Origin of the sequence: Rhizobium rhizoryzae (assembly GCF_011046895.1) — a bacterium.
GTDB classification, from domain to species: Bacteria; Pseudomonadota; Alphaproteobacteria; order Rhizobiales; family Rhizobiaceae; genus Neorhizobium; species Neorhizobium rhizoryzae.
Window position 1 is genome coordinate 1661219 of the sequence record NZ_CP049250.1, and the last position, 17293, is coordinate 1678511.

Sequence of the window (17293 nt, forward strand, 5' to 3'; positions counted from 1 at the left end):
CCCCGTTTCGTTTCCTTCAGTATCGCTCGTGCTAAAAAAGCAAGAGCTTTCCAAATTTCTGATTTACGTACCTCAAATCCTCCGCTATGCCTTTGTGCGGAGGAAACATGAAGCCGACAGTTCACGATATCGCTGCACGCGCGGGGGTCAGCCTCGCGACCGTTGACCGTGTTCTGAACGGTCGACCGGGTGTTCGTGCGCCCACCCGCGAAAAGGTTGAGGCGGCGGTTGCCGAGCTTGGCTTCGTTCGCGATGTCGCCGCTGCGAATCTTGCCAAGAGCCGGGTTTACACCTTTGCCTTCATCATTCCTGCCAATGATAATTCCTTCATGATCGGTCTGCGTGGCGAACTGGAAGCGGTTCGTCGCTGGGCCGCGCAGGACCGAATTTCCATTCAGCTGATCGATGTGCCTGCCTTTGATGCCGAGGCCCTGGCTTCGGCCCTTGATGCCGTTCGCGCGGAGCAGATGGATGGCGTTGCTTTCGTGGCGATCGATCATCCCCACGTGCGTGAGGCGCTTGAGAGACTTGCCGAGAGCGGACTGGCCGCGGTTACGGTCGTCTCCGACCTCATGAACTCTTCCCGCGCCCATTATGCGGGCATCGACAACCTGGCGGCAGGGCGAACGGCGGCCACACTGCTGGGACGTTTTCTGGGGCGCCGTGACGGCCCGATCCTGCCTGTCGCAGGATCGCTGCAGGTGCAGGATCACCGTGAGCGCCTGGAAGGCTTTCAGTCCGTGCTCCGGGAACAGTTTCCCGAGCGTAGCATCCTGCCCGTGGTGGAAGGGGGCGATGACCCGGTTCGTGTCGAAGCGCTTGTTTCACAGGCAGCGGCCGATCATCCGGAGCTCGCAGGCATCTATAGTTTCGGTGCCGGTAATCGAGGTTTGATCCGGGCGCTGGCAGCCTTCCCGCCGGGGCGACGCCCCGTCACCATCGGTCATGAACTCACCTCCGTCACACGCGCGGCCCTGCTGGCAGGCCATATCGACGCGGTGCTCAACCAGGATGCCGGCCACGAGGTTCGCAGCGCCATTCGGGTGCTGAAGGCGAAGGCGGATGGGGCTGGCGTCGTCGTCGCGCAGGAACGTATCCGCATCGACATTTTCTTGAAGGAAAATCTGCCTTGATGGCAGAAGGGAAGGGCTCACCATGTTTCTTGGTCTAGATCTCGGCACCTCCGGCGTAAAAGCCATGTTGATCGATGCCGACCAGACAGTGATTGCATCGGCCAATGCATCGCTCGATGTCTCACGTCTTCACCCCGGTTGGTCCGAGCAGGATCCTTCGCACTGGATCAGCGCGACGAAAGAAGCGGTTGGTGCGCTGAAGGCAAGCCATGGCAAGGCTTTGAGCGCGGTCAAGGGTATCGGCCTTTCCGGCCATATGCATGGCGCAACCCTGATCGGCACTGACGATCAGGTTCTTCGCCCCTGCATCCTCTGGAACGATACCCGTTCTTATGCCGAGGCGGCTAAACTGGATGCGGATCCGCGTTTTCGGGCGCTGACCGGAAACATCGTGTTTCCAGGCTTTACGGCTCCGAAACTTGCCTGGGTGAAGAACAATGAACCGGAGATCTTTGCCAAGGTTGCCAAGGTTCTGCTTCCCAAGGACTATCTGCGTCTGTGGTTGACTGGCGAGCACATTTCCGAAATGTCGGATTCGGCCGGCACAAGTTGGCTCGATACCGGAAAACGGAGCTGGTCCTCCGAGCTTCTGGCTGCGACCGATCTCTCCGAGGAGCAGATGCCGTCCCTCGTGGAAGGCACGCAAGCTGGCGGCACGCTTCGTGGTGAACTTGCTTCCGAGTGGGGCATGGCTTCCAGCGTCATTGTGGCTGGCGGAGCAGGGGACAACGCGGCCTCAGCCTGCGGCATGGGAACCGTATCCGAAGGGCAGGCTTTCGTTTCGCTTGGCACGTCCGGCGTGCTCTTTGCCGCCAATGGAAGCTATCTGCCGAAGCCGGAAAGCGCCGTGCATGCCTTCTGCCACGCCTTGCCAAACACGTGGCACCAGATGGGTGTCATTCTGTCGGCGACCGACGCGCTGAACTGGCACTCGCATGTTACCGGCAAGACGCCGGGCGAGCTTTCCGCAGAGCTGGGCGATGCGCTTCAGGCGCCGACGGGCGTGACCTTCCTGCCCTATCTTTCGGGCGAGCGGACACCGCACAACGATGCGAAGATCCGCGGTGCATTCATCGGCCTTGGGCATGAAACCTCGCGCGCTGCCTTGACGCAAGCGGTGATGGAAGGCGTTACCTTCGCGATCCGTGACAGTCTCGAGGCACTGAAATCGGCGGGCACAAGTATTGAGCGTGTCACCGCCATCGGTGGCGGTTCGCGTTCGCGCTACTGGCTTGCCTCCATTGCGACGGCGCTGGGCATGCCGGTCGACATTCCGGCGGACGGTGACTTTGGTGCAGCCTTCGGCGCCGCCCGTCTCGGTCTGATCGCTTCAACCGGTGCCGACCCTCTGGCTGTTTGTACGGCGCCGCAAACGGCAGAGACGGTCGAACCGGTCAGCGCGCTTTCCCAAGGTTATGAAGAGGCCTATGGCCGCTACCGCGCGCTTTACCCAGCCATCAAATCCACAATGAACTAATACCGATCCAAAGAGGAAACACCCATGAGCACCGGCTTTTTCGGCAATATCCAGAAAATTAAATATGAGGGCGCGGAAAGCACCAACCCGCTTGCCTTCCGCCATTATAACCCGGACGAGGTGATTCTCGGCAAGCGCATGGAAGATCACCTGCGTTTTGCCGTTGCCTACTGGCATACATTCGTCTGGCCGGGTACGGATCCGTTCGGTGGCAACACCTTCGAGCGTCCCTGGTTCAAGGATACGATGGACGCTGCCAAGATGAAGGCCGACGTGGCGTTCGAATTCTTCCAGCTGCTGGGCACGCCATACTATTGCTTCCATGACGCCGATGTGCGCCCGGAAGGCAACAGCTTTGCCGAGAACACTAAGAACCTGAACGAGATTGTCGAGTACTTTGCCGAAAAGCAGGCAGCGACCGGCGTCAAGCTTCTCTGGGGTACGGCAAACCTCTTCTCGCATCGCCGTTACATGTCCGGTGCCGCCACCAATCCGGATCCGGATGTGTTCGCCTTTGCTGCAGCAACGGTCAAAACCTGCATCGACGCCACGCAGAAGCTCGGCGGCGAGAACTATGTTCTCTGGGGTGGCCGCGAAGGCTATGAGACGCTGCTCAACACGGATCTCAAGAAGGAAATGGACCAGATGGGCCGCTTCCTGAATCTCGTGGTCGAATACAAGCACAAGATTGGCTTCAAGGGCGCAATCCTGATCGAGCCGAAGCCGCAAGAGCCTTCCAAGCACCAGTATGATTACGATGTGGCGACCGTCTACGGCTTCCTTAAGAACTATGGTCTTGAGAAGGAAGTGAAGGTCAACATCGAGCAGGGCCATGCGATCCTTGCCGGCCACTCCTTCGAGCACGAACTGGCGCTTGCCAATGCGCTCGGCATCTTCGGTTCCATCGACATGAACCGCAATGATTACCAGTCCGGCTGGGATACGGACCAGTTCCCGAACAATGTGCCGGAGATGGCGCTGGCCTATTACCAAGTTCTGTCGGGCGGCGGCTTTACCACGGGCGGCACGAACTTCGATGCCAAGCTGCGCCGTCAGTCTCTCGACGCGGAAGATCTGTTGATCGGCCATATCGGTGGCATGGATTGCTGCGCACGCGGCCTCAAGGCAGCTGCCAGGATGATCGAGGACAAGGCCCTGTCCGGTCCGCTCAACTCCCGCTACGCTGGTTGGGACAAGGCCGAAAATCAGGCCATGTTGAGGGGCGAGCAAAGCCTTGAGGCGATTGCCGCCCGCGTGGAAAGCCAGAACGTGAACCCGCAGCCCAAGTCCGGCAAGCAGGAACTTCTGGAAAACGTGGTCAACCGTTACGTCTGATCAGACATCCGAGGAGATCATCCGCAAGGATGATCTCCCTTCGCGTATCAGCGAGGCATGAAGGCGCGGCTGGAGACAGAGATCGTGTTGCCATTCGGATCGGTTGTCCGGGCGTAACGATAACCTTCCGCCTGGACCACTGGCGAGAATGCAAGCCCGCGCTCCGTTGCGCGTGTCACGAAATCATCGACGTCGACGACATCGAACACAAGCTCCAGGATTGATTGTCCATGGGTAAGGCCGTCACCCGCCTTCTGGATCAAAAGAACCGTACCGCCCTCGACCGGAGTGAGTTCAGTCATGGCTTCGCCGAGGACCGAGCGTGCCCGAAATCCGAAATGATGCGCGTAAAAGGCGACCATGGCGTCAACATCGTGCGCGTAGAGAATAATTCTTCCGATGCCGGCTGCATTCATCCTGTGACTATCCGCCTTGATGTCTCGCAAATCGAAAAAGCCATGATGCTAAACAAGCGACTTCTAAAGTGTAACGGTCAGAGCAATCGATTATGGCTTCATCTACACTCTATGGTTTTGTCAGGCAAGATTCATGTTCTTCCAAAGCAAACACTGCGAACCATTCTGGAATCGTTTGCAAACAAACAGCGGGCTGTGCCGAAAATATACAATCCCGAAGGTCGGTCAGCGGATCTATGAGTTCGAAAAGCCTATATTCCATGCTGAAAATACAGTGGGGGGAATTTTGGTGACTATCTATCGTAATTTCTCCAGCAGGACAATAGCGCGTTCTCGAAATGGTACGTCAAGACAAGATCCCGCCACATACAGGAAGCAATTCAGTTCCAGTTTGGGACGGCTTCCGTGGAAGGAAGCTCCATCAGTCCGCTCTAATAATCTATGGTTGTCAGTCGAATGAGACTCGGATAGCCGTTACTGTAACGTTTCAGTTTGATCTCAGGGAGGAGATAGCATGAAAACGATCAAGGGACCTGCGATTTTTCTAGGTCAATTCGCCGGAGATACGGCACCGTTCAATTCTTGGGACGGAATCACCAAATGGGCGGCAGACAAGGGCTATGTGGGCGTTCAGGTTCCGAGCTGGGCGGGTCAGTTGATCGATCTCAGGAAGGCGTCCGAGTCCAAGGATTACTGTGATGAATTCGCGGGTGTCGCGCGAAACAATGGGATCGAGGTCACGGAGCTTTCCACCCACCTCCAGGGACAACTGGTCGCCGTGCATCCAGCTTATGATGAAGCCTTCGACGGATTTGCAGCACCGGAGGTTCGCGGGAACCCCAAGGCGAGGCAGGAATGGGCGGTGGAGCAGGTCAGGATGGCCTTGAAAGCCTCGCGCCACCTCGGCCTCAAGGCGCATGCGACCTTTTCCGGAGCGCTGGCGTGGCCGTTCATCTACCCTTGGCCGCAGCGTCCCGCCGGTCTTGTCGAAACGGCTTTCGATGAGCTTGCGCGCCGCTGGAAGCCCATTCTCGATTTCGCCGATGAGCAGGGCGTGGATGTCTGCTACGAAATCCATCCCGGCGAGGACCTGCATGACGGCGTGACCTTCGAGATGTTTCTGGAGCGCCTCGGCAATCATGCGCGCGCCAACATGCTCTACGACCCGTCGCACTATGTATTGCAGTGCCTCGACTATCTCGACAACATCGACATCTACAAAGACCGGATCAAGATGTTCCACGTCAAGGACGCGGAGTTCAATCCGACCGGACGCCAGGGCGTTTACGGCGGTTATCAGGGCTGGGTCGAACGGGCCGGTCGCTTCCGCTCTCTTGGCGATGGACAGGTGGATTTCGGCGCGGTCTTCTCAAAACTCACCGCCAATGACTTCGATGGCTGGGCAGTCGTCGAGTGGGAGTGCGCGCTCAAGAACTCTGAAGATGGTGCGCGTGAAGGCGCCGAATTCGTCAAGGCCCATATCATCAAGGTCACGGAAAAGGCATTCGATGACTTCGCTTCGGGTGGAACGGACGACGCGGCAAACCGACGGATGCTGGGTCTTTAAGGCAAGCCGGGCAAGGAGAGAACTTCATGACTATCGAAGCGAGTAAATCCGACTCAGTGTCTGCCAAAATCCGTCTCGGCATGGTGGGTGGCGGGCAGGGCGCGTTCATCGGTGCAGTGCATCGCATGGCTGCACGGCTGGACGACCACTATGACCTTGTGGCGGGAGCATTGTCTTCCACGCCGGACAAATCGAAAGCCTCAGGCGTTGCTCTGGGGCTTGATCCCGATCGCTGCTACGGTTCGTTTGCAGAGATGGCCGAAAAGGAAGCGGCCAGATCGGACGGGATCGAAGCGGTCTCCATCGTCACGCCCAACCATGTGCATTTCGCCGCCGCCAAGGCTTTTCTGGAGCGGGGCATCCATGTCATTTGCGACAAGCCGCTCACATCCAATCTGGATGATGCCCGGAAACTGAAAGAGGTCGCGGACAACTCGAAGGCCCTGTTCATCCTGACGCATAACTACACCGGCTATCCCATGGTGCGCCATGCACGCGAACTGGTGCAAACGGGTGCACTTGGTGATCTGAGGCTCGTCCAGATGGAATATCCGCAGGACTGGCTGGCAGAACCGGTTGAGCAGACTGGTGCGAAACAGGCGGTCTGGCGCACGGATCCGGCGCAATCCGGCGTCGGCGGCTCGACCGGCGATATCGGCACGCATGCGTACAATCTCGGTTCTTTCATTTCAGGCCTCGAACTGGAGGAGCTGGCCGCCGATGTGCACACCTTTGTTGAAGGACGGCGGCTGGATGACAATGCGCATGTGATGATGCGCTTCAAGGCCAAGGGGGCTGAAATGCCCGCAAAAGGGCTTCTGTGGTGCAGCCAGGTCGCGACAGGCAATGAGAACGGCCTGAAGGTCCGCATCTACGGCACGAAGGCTGGCATCGAATGGACGCAAGCCGATCCAAACTATCTGTGGTTCACGAAACTCGGCGAGCCGAAGCAGTTGATTACCCGTGGTGGTGCGGGGGCCGGTTCCGCAGCTTCACGGGTGACCCGTATTCCGAGCGGCCACCCGGAAGGCTATCTGGAAGCCTTCGCCACAATCTATTCGGAAGCGGCGGCTGCAATCCAGGCGGCGCGATCTGGCGCAACGGTTGATCCCGCCGTGGTTTATCCAACCGTCGATGATGGAGTGAAGGGCGTGGCCTTTGTTACGGCCTGCATCGAAAGCTCCAGGAAGAATGGAGCCTGGGTGAAGGTGTAGAACCGGGCTGGATCTTCCCGTTTACCATTCTGATGAAGATCTTGGGCCCTGGCACAAGATCTTCACGCCTTTCTGCCCATGGTCTACACAGACAGTGACAATATTTGAGTAGGCCATCTGCCCGAAACTGAGGACAAGCTCATGATCGATCCGAAAATCCTTGCCGACCGTTTTCCGGGCGATTTTCTGTTTGGTGTCGCCACTGCTGCCTTCCAGATTGAAGGCGCGACAAAGGCGGATGGGCGCAAGGCCTCGATCTGGGATGCGTTTTCCAACATGCCGGGCCGCGTCTACCAGCGGCATAACGGCGATGTTGCCTGCGATCATTACAACCGGCTTGAGGAAGATCTCGATCTCATCAAGGAGATGGGCGTCTTGGGCTACCGGTTCTCCATTGCCTGGCCGCGGATCATTCCCGATGGCGTCGGGCGCATCAACGAGAAGGGTCTCGATTTCTACGACCGCCTGGTCGATGGCTGCAAGGCGCGCGGCATCAAGACCTTCGCGACGCTCTATCATTGGGATTTGCCGTTGGCCCTGATGGGCGATGGGGGCTGGACGGCACGCTCTACAGCCCACGCGTTCCAACGCTATGCCAAGGTTGTCATGGCGCGGCTAGGCGACCGGCTCGATGCGGTGGCGACGTTCAACGAGCCTTGGTGCTCCGTCTGGCTCAGCCACCTTTATGGCGTTCATGCACCCGGCGAACGCAATATGGATGCAGCCCTTCATGCCCTGCATTACACGAACCTGGCGCATGGGCTGGCGGTGGAATCCATCCGCCATGTGTCTCCGAATGTGCCTCTGGGTCTGGTCCTGAACGCCCATGCGGTTGTTGCGGACTCCGAGAGCAAAGCAGATGGCCAAGCAGCAGAGCGCGCCTTCCAGTTTCACAATGGCGTCTTTTTCGATCCTGTATTCAAGGGCGAGTATCCAGCCGATTTCATGCAGGCGCTGGGTCACCGCATGCCGGTGATCGAAGAGGGGGATCTGGCGATCATCAGCCAGAAAGTCGACTGGTGGGGCCTGAACTACTACACACCCATGCGTGTGTCGGACGATCCGGCAGAGGGTGCGGAGTTCCCGGCGACGAAACCCGCTCCTTTTGTCAACGAGGCCAAGACGGATATCGGCTGGGAGATCTATCCGTCAGCCATGGCAGACATGGTCACCCAGCTTTATCAGCGGTATGATCTGCCGGAGATGTACATCACCGAAAACGGTGCCTGCGACAACACGGATGTGGTTGATGGCGCAATCGATGACGAGATGCGCCTCGATTACTATAGCGAACATCTCGCCGTGGCTGCTGATCTCATTGAGGACGGCATCCCGCTTCGTGGTTACTTCGCCTGGAGCCTGATGGACAATTTCGAATGGGCGGAGGGCTATCGCATGCGCTTCGGTCTGGTTCATGTCGATTATGACACCCAAGTTCGCACGATCAAAAAGAGCGGAGAATGGTATCGGATATTGGCCGATCACTTTCCGAGAGGAAATCATATTAAATCTGATATGTAATTATGTTTAATTTACTTAACCAGTTTATGGAATCATCCTGATATAACAGGAGGTTTATTTATGTCGGCTCAATGTGCAGGCTGCCGCGACGGCCAAGGACTGGACTTTGATATTTCCATGGCTTTTCAGCCGATCGTCAACATACGCACTGGACAGCCCTTCGCCTTCGAAGCTCTGGTTCGAGGTGTCGACGGCTCCGGGGCTGGCAGTGTTCTCTCACGCGTCGACGATAAGACCCGTTATGCCTTCGACCAGAAATGCCGGGTAACCGCCATTCAACTGGCAGCCAAGCTTTATGACCCGCGTTCGTCGGAGATGCTGTCGATCAACTTCATGCCCAACGCGGTGTATGAACCTCGCGCCTGTATCCGCATGACACTGGAGACCGCAGAACAGTGCCAGTTCCCGCTGGAGCGGATCATTTTCGAATTCTGCGAGAACGAGCGGGTTGACCCGGATCATCTTCTCAAGATCCTGAAGGCCTATCGCAGCATGGGTTTCAAGACGGCGATCGATGACTTCGGTGCCGGCTATTCCGGGCTCAATCTTCTGGCGCAGTTCCAGCCTGATCTCGTGAAGCTTGATATGGAACTGATCCGCAATATCGATACAGATCAGGCCAAACGCAAAGTCGTGCGTCATACGCTGGCCATGCTGACCGATCTCGGTATCGAACCGATTTGCGAGGGCGTGGAAACGGCAGGGGAACTCGAGGTCCTTCAGGATCTTGGTGTAACATTGATCCAGGGATATGTGCTCGCCAAACCTTCGTTCGAACGATTTGATCGAGGATTCAACCTCGCAGCCTAAGCCCCGCCTTTCGAAGGCTGTCACCCGTTCATTTTGCTTCAGCAACACCCAGAATGGGCCAGGTTGGCCCATTTTATAGGTCGCGCTATCGAGATGTCAGCGACCTCAATAATTTCCGCCTGATCCCGCGATGAACTTTAACCAAAATCGAACGCTTACCGTTCAAAGTCGCCGGGTGTATCAGGGCGTGTAAATGCGGTTTGTCTCATCCCAGTTCAAGCAATCCGCAGCGAAGGTCGATCGGCGATCGGCGGTTCGCTCGATGCTGCTTATCTTCGGCGCCGTGATGATCTGCGTTTCCTCCATGGTCTTCACAGCCCTGGACCGTGTTGCCCATTACGCCAACCAGCTTGATGAGGATCGTTCGCGCGAGGCGGTGACCGGCGCTGTTCGCACCTTCCGGGATCAGCTTGCTGCGACCTTGCACGATTATGCTGCTTGGGATGATGCCGTGCAGTTTGCTTACATCCAGCCGGATCTGGATTGGCTCAAGCGCAACTTCGGTGACATGAGCTTCAACAGCGAGCTCTTCGATGCGGCAATCATTCTTGATCATCAGGGTAATGCGCTGACGGCCCATGCCAATGGCGATGACATCCAGCCGGAACTCGACACATACATGACAGTGGACGTGCGCACGCTGTTCGACAGGGTAAGGTCAACGCGCCAGGAGGACTATCCTGAAGCAACTGGCTTTGCCCGGACCAAGACCGGCATTGCGGCGATGGCTGTAGGCCTGATTCGCAAGAAATCCGGAGAACGTGTCGGTCTGCTGGAAGAGAGCCGCTATATCGTTTTCCTGCGCCACCTGACAGATACGACGGTGACGCGCCTTTCGCAGGCCTATGTGCTTCCCGGTCTTGCGCTGGAACGTGGAAACGACCGGAGTTCCCATCGCGTCGAGCTGTTCAACCCGCAAGGCGAGCAACTCGCCGCATTATCCTGGGTTCCGCGCTATCCCGGCGATACGAGCCTTGCACAGGTCCGACCGCTCGTATGGTGCGCCGTCCTGATGATTGCCATCTACATGGCTCTTCTTTTTGTGAGCGGTAGCCAGGCACTGAAGAGGATGAGTGCTGACGAGGCCGCGGCTGTTCGGCTTTCTCTTACGGATCGCCTTAGCGGCCTTGCCAATCGTGCCGGACTTTTCAGCGATCTGCAGCAGCTTGTGGTCCATGCCCAGCATGAAAACCATGATGTCGCGCTTCTCTATCTCGATCTCGACGGTTTCAAGGAAGTCAACGATGCCTATGGACACGCAACCGGTGATCTTCTGATCAGGTGCGTTTCTGCCGGCCTCAAAGTGCTTTGCCAGGAAGGAACGGTTCTGGCCCGTGTCGGTGGCGATGAGTTTGCCATGGCTTTTTCAGGCTTTGACGTTCACAAGAAGGCTTCGGAGCTTTCAGAGCGAATTCTTGAGTTTCTCAGCGAGCCGTTGGTTATTGGCGAGCGTGTCGCCGTCATCGGATGCAGCATCGGGCTCTCCGTGTCCCGAAAGGGTCTCGTGGCCAGCGAGGAACTCATTCGTCGGGCAGATATGGCCATGTATCGCTCGAAGGAAGACGGCCGCGGTCGCTGGACGCTCTATGATCCGTCGATGGACGATGAGCGCGAAATGCGCAATCAGCTGGAACTTGACCTGCGTGCGGCAATCGAACGGCAGGAAATCGGCGTTGCCTATCAGCCCGTTGTGCGGTCCAACAATGGCCGGATCGCTGGTGTGGAGGCGTTGGCCCGCTGGACACGCGAAGGGCATGGACCCATTTCTCCGGATGTCTTCATTCCGATTGCAGAAAGCACAGGGCTTATTGATCTGCTGGGCATGTGCGTTCTGAGATCGGCCTGTTTCGAACTGCGCCAGTGGCCGGAACTCACGCTTTCGGTCAACGTATCACCCGGCCAGTTCCGCGATCCTGCCTTTGTCGGCCGGGTGGAAGAGATCCTGCAGGAGGCGGACATCGAACCGAGACGCCTTACTCTGGAGCTGACTGAAACCTATTTCATCCAGAACCCGGCCCGTGCCCGCCAGACGCTTGAAATGTTGCGCGGCATGGGTATTCGCGTGGCGTTGGACGATTTCGGCGCAGGCTTTTCGAGCGTGGGTTATCTTCGCCAGTTCGGGTTCGACCGGGTCAAGATCGACAAGACACTCGTTCAGGACATTACCGAAAACCAGCGCTCTGCCGAACTGCTTCATGCAACGGTCGCGCTGGCACGCGCGCTGGATATGCCCGTGACGGCAGAGGGCGTGGAGACGGGCGCGCAGGCGGATGCGCTCAGGCTGGCGGGTTGCGAACTGTTGCAGGGCTATCTGTTCGGCAGACCGAGCCCGGCAGAGGAGATCACGCGCCTCGTCCGCCAGACCTATGATTCTCCACCCAGACTGCGGGCGGCCGAATAGGCTTCGGTTGTATTCGTTCGTTCAGCTTCCGAGATGTTTTTCGCCGCGCTTTTTGGCCAGTGCGATCTGCTTCTGCCGTTGACGATAGCGGTCGCGATCGGCTTCCGTGCGCGTATCGTAGCAGTTCGGGCAGCAGACGCCTTCCTCGAACAGCGGTGAGGCGCGGTGCTCGGGCGTCAGTGGCTCGCGGCAGGCGTGGCACAGCTTGTGATCGCCCTCCTTCAGGCCGTGCGTCACGGAGACCCGTTCATCGAAGACGAAGCAGGCGCCTTCCCAAAGGCTTTCTTCTTCCGGCACTTCCTCGAGATATTTCAGAATGCCGCCTTTGAGGTGATAAACCTCATCGAAGCCTTGCTCCTTCATGAAGGCCGTTGCCTTCTCGCAGCGAATGCCGCCGGTGCAATACATGGCGATCTTCGGCTTGTTATGCAGGCCGGAATTGTTGCGAACCCAATCGGGAAACTCGCGGAAGGTCTTTGTCTGCGGATCGACCGCACCCTTAAAGATGCCGATCGCCGTTTCATAGTCGTTGCGTGTATCGATCAGGATCGTCTCCGGATCGGAGATGAGCGCATTCCAGTCTTTCGGATCGACGTAGGTTCCAACGATCCGGTTGGGGTCGATGTCCTCGACCCCCATCGTCACGATTTCCTTCTTCAACCGCACCTTCATGCGCAGGAACGGCATCTTGGATGCGCGGCTTTCCTTGTGCTCCAGATGTGCGAATTCCGGGCGGGCGCGGATGAAGGAGAGTACGCTTGCAATGGCTGCATCGGTTCCGGCAATGGTGCCGTTGATGCCTTCGCGCGCCAGCAGCAGAGTGCCTTTCACGCCGGTTTCATCACACAGGGTCTGCAGCGGCTCGCGGAAATCCGCGAAGCCTTCGAAGCGGGCGAAATGATAGAGCGCTGCAACGAGGAACGAGCCCGGTTCCGCGCCTGCGGAGGTGTTGGTGATGTCGGTCATGACTGGCGAAATAATCCCTTGGAGCCCGCAAATCAACGGAATTCCGAGGTTCAGCCTTACTTTGACTTTCATCAAGCCCTGACGCGTCGACGAAAATGGCCCTCAAAATGGGCCCCCACAATGGCCCTCAAGGGGAGGGCCATTGGTTTCGGGTCTTTTGATCAGGCTGCGTAGCGGTTTCTCGCGGCTGCGCCGGGGCTTTCCAGGCTGAACTGCACGACGAGGTCCCTGAGGCGTGCCGCCTCATGGGCAAGCGCGGTGGACGCGGCGCTCGTTTCCTCGACCATGGCCGCATTCTGCTGCGTGCTCTGGTCCATGTGGTTGACGGCGGTGTTGATCTCCGCCAGTCCGGTCGACTGTTCGCGCGCCGAAATGGCGATGGCGCCGACATGGTCGTTGATGGAAACGATCAGCTGCCCAATGCTTGAGAGTGCTGCACCCGTGTCGGAAACGAGCCGCACGCCAGCCTCTACCTCATTTGTCGAGTTCTGGATGAGAACCTTGATTTCGCGTGCGGCATTGGCCGAACGCTGGGCAAGTTCGCGTACTTCCTGTGCGACCACTGCAAAGCCCTTTCCGGCTTCGCCAGCGCGGGCCGCTTCCACACCGGCGTTCAGAGCCAACAGGTTGGTCTGGAAGGCGATGTCGTCAATCACGCCAATGATGTTCGAGATCTGCGTTGCAGAGGATTCAATCCGGCTCATGGCTTCAACAGCCTGCGCGACGACTGCGCCAGAGCGCATGGCGTTCTGGTTAGCTTCGGTCGCTACGCGACGGGCATCTTCCGTGCGATGCAGGGAAGAGGACAGGTTGGCGGTGATTTCATCCAGCGCCGCTGCTGTCTCTTCAAGCGATGCTGCCTGCTGTTCGGTCCGGCGCGAAAGATCGTTGGTGTTCGATGCGATGTTTTGCGTGCCGGCATCGATGTTCATGGCCGATGACACCACGACCGAGAGCGTCTGTCTCAGTTGGGCGACTGCCTGATTGAAGTTCGTACGCAGTTCTTCGTATTCCTGCGTGAACCGCTCTTCAATCTGGACGGTCAGGTCGCCGTGGGAAAGAGCGCTCAGGCCACGCGCGAGAGCCTGATTGGCCTGAGCCATGGATTGCATGCGCTGCTTCTCCGCCTCGGCTTTCAGGCGGCGATCCTCTTCGGCCTGCGAGCGGTTCTGTTCTGCGTCCTCCTGCAACTGTGTCGCCTGCTGGACGCTTTGCTTGAAATACTGAACCGCGCGGGACATTTCGCCGATTTCGTCGGCGCGGTCCTGATTGGGAACCTCTGTCTGCAGCGCGCCGGAGGACAGCTTTTTCATGACTGTCGAAAGTGCCAGCAGCGGATCGGTGATGCCCCGAAGCAGGAAGAGAAGTGCGATGGCAGAGCCGAGCAGGGTCAGGCCTGCAATGGCAGCCTGCCCCAGCAGCGAGGCCCAGATGCCCTGCATGACGGCGGTCGAATCGAAGGCCAGCACCATCTTGCCGATGGTCATTTCCTTGCCTTCTTCCGTATGCTTCAGCGCGATGACGGAAAAGTTGAGGGGTGAGTCCTCTGTGATGGCGCCTGGCTTGGCCGCATGGCTCGCGGCGGCTGCCACGGCTGCATTTTCTCCCGAAGAGAAGAAGGTTTTGCCGGTCTCGTCCATCACCACGGCGGCGCGGAAATCAGCATCCGTCGTGGCCGGGTCGAAGGTTTCCTTCGCGAGACCCTTGTCGAACTGCCACAGGGCGGTGGATGCGCCGGCTGTTGTCATGGAGGCTGTGAGGTTGACCTTGCGATCGAACATTTCCCGCTGTGCCTCGGCCTGCGACCAGACCGAGTAACCGCTGAGCGCGATGGAGCCGATGGCAATGAGCGCCAGAGAGGGCAGCATGACCTGCATGCGAACGGACTTGCTTTTGAACATGCGTCTAATTCCTGAGATGTATGAAAGACGGAAGATGCCTGCAGCCCGGGATCAGGGCTTGAACCAGTAGCGCTCGTCCATGGCGAGGATGTCTTCCGGCAGGTTCGGATTCGGGATCTTGATGATGGTGCGGCTCTTCAGGTTTCCCTTGTCCAGCGCCAGCTTTATGTCCGGGTTCGACAGGAAGGTTTTCTGGAACGAACCGTCCTTCCAGGCGGCTTCGAGGCCGCGCATCAGATCGTCACGCAGTTCCGGCCGAGCCTTCGAGACGTAGAAGATGGAGGCAGACGGATATTGCAGGACGAGCGAGGTTTCGACCGAAAGATCGGGCAAATCCGCAACCTGCTTGGCCTGTTCGTTCAGGGCTTCGTTGACGCCTCTGGCGAAGTAGTCGCCGCGCTTGCCGATTGTCATCCTGTAGAGATTTTTCTGCGGTCCGGTACGCACGGTCAGATCGGATTTGCGCATGACGTCCACATCGGCCCAACCGGTGCCTTGCAGCGCTATGAAATTTTTCAGACCCTGCAGGTTGCGGACTGTACTGAACTCTGCCTGTCGCCTGGAATCAATCAGAAAGAGACGATAGCCGCCCAGACCCATGTCGACAGGGAAGGGTACCGAAAGAAGCTTTGACGACACGGCTTTCGATGCGTTGACCCAGGCGATATCGATCTGGGCGCCGTTGGCAATGGCATCCACCATGCCGGCGTTCGAGCTATATCCCGTTGGCGAAGGCTTCAAGGCGTAGGATTTGCCAGATTTTTCAAGCGCTAGCTTCAAGACTTCGAAGCCCAGCGTCTTTTCCTTGTTGCCACTGGAATTGTAATAGATGGTGTCCGTCCCCGCAGCCTTCACAGGCTGTGCTACGGCCCCAAAAGCCGCAATCGTCAGGGTGGTAGCGCAGAATAGGCGGCGCGAAAGCAATGTCGAAGTCCCCCGTTGTTCCCCGGGGCGAGAGTGCGTCTACTCAATTAAAAAAGACTAAATCAACACTCGTAAAAAGATATAATAGCGCTACGAAATTGACTCTATGTCATCAATATTGGAGCCCTAAAAATAGGATAACGAAGGGATTTTCAGTCGGATGCTTCGCTCCAGAGCGTTGCGATAATGCTGGCTTCGCGGGCAGGATCCTCGGCAAAGACATGGCTTGCACGGTCCAACGTCTGTTCCCGCAGAGATTGCTGGCTGCGGATAATGGCGGCATAGAGATGCGCGAGGCTATCACTATCCGGCACCAGCGCCGGGTCTTCATTGATCACCTGCAACAACACACTGAGATCATGCTCATGACCAAGCAGCGCGACGAGCGCGCGGGCTTCGCTTTCCTTTGCCTTCATGGCGGTCGGCCAAAGATCTCTCAGGATTGCCAGATGCATCCAGTAGATCTGGCCGCATTTGCGCAGTTCGTGAAAGGCATCTTCGGCGCGCGTTTCGTGACAGGCGGTAATTGCGCGCTGAGCCTTTCGTAGCTGCTTCGCCCACACCCGCTCCAGCCGCCGGGCGGTTCTTGCCCTGCTTGCGGAAATCTCCAGCTCGTCAAGCGCTGCCACTGCATCGGTGCAGGTTGCAACCGCGTCACTCAGCTTGCGCTCCAGATCGTGCTCTTCCTCGCTTGCGATCCGATCGCGGCGATCGCGCAAGCATGATTGAACCTCTGCCAGCGATCGAAGTTCGTCCGGTTGGTCCGTCACCGACTGGAGATAATCGAGTGTCTCGACCAGTGCAGTCGCATCCCGCACCGTGGACAAGCTCTTCGCCATGTCCCGGATGCGCGCATTCTCCCGATGGCGAAAGTCTTTCGAATCCGGTTCAATCAGCCGATAGAGCGCACGCACCCGTTTGAAGCGCTTGCGTGCGGCGTGGATAGCCTCATGAACGCCGTTCTCGCGCTGTTGCAGCGTTTCGATTGCCACGTTCAACTGAGAACGTGTGACACGGCGGAATTCTTGCGGGAAGGATCTAGAGGGCCTGATGCGAAACGCCATGGATCAACTCCGATGCCAGATCATTCGTAGCCAACATCATATTCGAGTAGCGCCGGTCGCCGGTTACTTCCTCACCGAGCCAGGAGGGGCGCTCGAAATGGTCCTCTTCGCTTTCCAGTTCAACCTCCGCAACGACAAGACCGGAATAGAATCCCTCATAGACATCGATTTCGAAGGTCTTGCCTGCGATGGGGACGCGGTGGCGAACCTTCTCGATCACGATTCCAATGGCGGACGAGGTCAGCTCCTCGGCATCCTGAACAGGGATTTCATACTCGAATTCATCGCGCACCATCGCGCTTTTGCCGACCTTGATGGTCAGGCGTGCTGACGTCCCGTCGATCAACCGGACACGGACATTGCGGTCCTCGTTCACGGTGATGTAGGCCTGCATCAGTTTGGCACTCGATACCGCTCTGGTGCGCCATTCATCGGACCGAACCAGAAACTTGCGCTCGATTTCCTTGGCCATCAGCTTCCCTATCGCGTCTGTTGCGACAACCTATTGTAAACTCGGCGCGCAAACCAGAGCGAGAACGGAAAGCAGGCGGTTTTTCCGCTCGA

Annotated in this window: 14 protein-coding genes; 8 read left to right on the top strand and 6 right to left on the bottom strand. The window is 57.9% G+C overall.

Features of this window, described 5'->3' with window-relative positions; all coding sequences use genetic code 11:
• Window positions 1-107 precede the first annotated feature (107 nt).
• From G6N80_RS14000 to xylA, 3 genes are read left to right on the top strand one after another with little or no spacing between them, the layout of a single operon-like run.
• Window positions 108-1133 carry a LacI family DNA-binding transcriptional regulator gene (locus G6N80_RS14000; protein ID WP_165134599.1) on the top strand — a complete coding sequence of 342 codons (1026 nt, stop codon included), beginning with the start codon at window positions 108-110 and terminating at the stop codon, window positions 1131-1133.
• A gap of 22 nt (window positions 1134-1155) precedes the next feature.
• A complete protein-coding gene (gene xylB, locus G6N80_RS14005; RefSeq protein WP_165134602.1) occupies window positions 1156-2610 on the top strand; it encodes a xylulokinase in 1455 nt (484 codons plus the stop codon).
• Between the two features lie 24 nt (window positions 2611-2634).
• Entirely contained in the window at window positions 2635-3945 is a 1311-nt protein-coding gene (gene xylA, locus G6N80_RS14010; protein WP_165134604.1) for a xylose isomerase, read from the top strand.
• Window positions 3946-3992: 47 nt separating this feature from the next.
• On the opposite strand, the gene G6N80_RS14015 is transcribed toward xylA, so the two are convergent.
• Entirely contained in the window at window positions 3993-4361 is a 369-nt protein-coding gene (locus tag G6N80_RS14015; RefSeq protein ID WP_062555790.1) for a VOC family protein, read from the bottom strand.
• Between the two features lie 514 nt (window positions 4362-4875).
• On the opposite strand from G6N80_RS14015, the gene G6N80_RS14020 reads away from it, so the two are divergent.
• The 5 genes from G6N80_RS14020 to G6N80_RS14040 all read left to right on the top strand — a co-directional run bounded on the left by G6N80_RS14020 (window position 4876) and on the right by G6N80_RS14040 (window position 11874).
• Window positions 4876-5928: a sugar phosphate isomerase/epimerase family protein gene (locus G6N80_RS14020; RefSeq protein WP_165134607.1), complete on the top strand. Its 1053-nt coding sequence runs from the start codon at window positions 4876-4878 to the stop codon at window positions 5926-5928.
• Between the two features lie 26 nt (window positions 5929-5954).
• Window positions 5955-7142, top strand: a complete 1188-nt coding sequence (locus tag G6N80_RS14025) for a Gfo/Idh/MocA family protein (protein WP_062555788.1) — start codon at window positions 5955-5957, stop codon at window positions 7140-7142.
• A 141-nt stretch (window positions 7143-7283) separates the two neighbouring features.
• Entirely contained in the window at window positions 7284-8663 is a 1380-nt protein-coding gene (locus G6N80_RS14030) for a GH1 family beta-glucosidase (RefSeq protein ID WP_165134610.1), read from the top strand.
• Between the two features lie 117 nt (window positions 8664-8780).
• Window positions 8781-9473: an EAL domain-containing protein gene (locus G6N80_RS14035; RefSeq protein WP_246251488.1), complete on the top strand. Its 693-nt coding sequence runs from the start codon at window positions 8781-8783 to the stop codon at window positions 9471-9473.
• A gap of 193 nt (window positions 9474-9666) precedes the next feature.
• A complete protein-coding gene (locus G6N80_RS14040) occupies window positions 9667-11874 on the top strand; it encodes a putative bifunctional diguanylate cyclase/phosphodiesterase (protein WP_165134613.1) in 2208 nt (735 codons plus the stop codon).
• A 21-nt stretch (window positions 11875-11895) separates the two neighbouring features.
• Here G6N80_RS14040 and trhO read toward each other — a convergent pair whose 3' ends face one another.
• The 5 genes from trhO to G6N80_RS14065 form a co-directional block, all read right to left on the bottom strand.
• Window positions 11896-12840: an oxygen-dependent tRNA uridine(34) hydroxylase TrhO gene (gene trhO, locus G6N80_RS14045; protein ID WP_062555784.1), complete on the bottom strand. Its 945-nt coding sequence runs from the start codon at window positions 12838-12840 to the stop codon at window positions 11896-11898.
• A 161-nt stretch (window positions 12841-13001) separates the two neighbouring features.
• Window positions 13002-14741 (bottom strand): methyl-accepting chemotaxis protein, encoded by a 1740-nt coding sequence (locus G6N80_RS14050; RefSeq protein ID WP_165134616.1) that lies wholly within the window; start codon window positions 14739-14741, stop codon window positions 13002-13004.
• Window positions 14742-14792: 51 nt separating this feature from the next.
• A complete protein-coding gene (locus G6N80_RS14055) occupies window positions 14793-15665 on the bottom strand; it encodes a hypothetical protein (protein ID WP_165134619.1) in 873 nt (290 codons plus the stop codon).
• Window positions 15666-15817: 152 nt separating this feature from the next.
• The gene (locus tag G6N80_RS14060; RefSeq protein WP_165134622.1) at window positions 15818-16729 is read right to left on the bottom strand and encodes a CHAD domain-containing protein; all 912 of its coding nucleotides are present in this window, start codon (window positions 16727-16729) and stop codon (window positions 15818-15820) included.
• Complete coding sequence (locus G6N80_RS14065; RefSeq protein ID WP_165134625.1) at window positions 16704-17201, bottom strand: CYTH domain-containing protein; 498 nt, start codon at window positions 17199-17201, stop codon at window positions 16704-16706. Before G6N80_RS14065 ends, G6N80_RS14060 begins: the two co-directional genes overlap by 26 nt.
• Between the last annotated feature and the right edge of the window lie 92 nt (window positions 17202-17293).

Coding starts and splice junctions, on each gene's coding strand:
- G6N80_RS14000 (WP_165134599.1), top strand. CDS start 108: ATGAAGCCGACAGTTCACGATATCGCTGCACGCGCGGGGGTCAGCCTC.
- xylB (WP_165134602.1), top strand. CDS start 1,156: ATGTTTCTTGGTCTAGATCTCGGCACCTCCGGCGTAAAAGCCATGTTG.
- xylA (WP_165134604.1), top strand. CDS start 2,635: ATGAGCACCGGCTTTTTCGGCAATATCCAGAAAATTAAATATGAGGGC.
- G6N80_RS14015 (WP_062555790.1), bottom strand. CDS start 4,361: ATGAATGCAGCCGGCATCGGAAGAATTATTCTCTACGCGCACGATGTT.
- G6N80_RS14020 (WP_165134607.1), top strand. CDS start 4,876: ATGAAAACGATCAAGGGACCTGCGATTTTTCTAGGTCAATTCGCCGGA.
- G6N80_RS14025 (WP_062555788.1), top strand. CDS start 5,955: ATGACTATCGAAGCGAGTAAATCCGACTCAGTGTCTGCCAAAATCCGT.
- G6N80_RS14030 (WP_165134610.1), top strand. CDS start 7,284: ATGATCGATCCGAAAATCCTTGCCGACCGTTTTCCGGGCGATTTTCTG.
- G6N80_RS14035 (WP_246251488.1), top strand. CDS start 8,781: ATGGCTTTTCAGCCGATCGTCAACATACGCACTGGACAGCCCTTCGCC.
- G6N80_RS14040 (WP_165134613.1), top strand. CDS start 9,667: ATGCGGTTTGTCTCATCCCAGTTCAAGCAATCCGCAGCGAAGGTCGAT.
- trhO (WP_062555784.1), bottom strand. CDS start 12,840: ATGACCGACATCACCAACACCTCCGCAGGCGCGGAACCGGGCTCGTTC.
- G6N80_RS14050 (WP_165134616.1), bottom strand. CDS start 14,741: ATGTTCAAAAGCAAGTCCGTTCGCATGCAGGTCATGCTGCCCTCTCTG.
- G6N80_RS14060 (WP_165134622.1), bottom strand. CDS start 16,729: ATGGCGTTTCGCATCAGGCCCTCTAGATCCTTCCCGCAAGAATTCCGC.
- G6N80_RS14065 (WP_165134625.1), bottom strand. CDS start 17,201: ATGGCCAAGGAAATCGAGCGCAAGTTTCTGGTTCGGTCCGATGAATGG.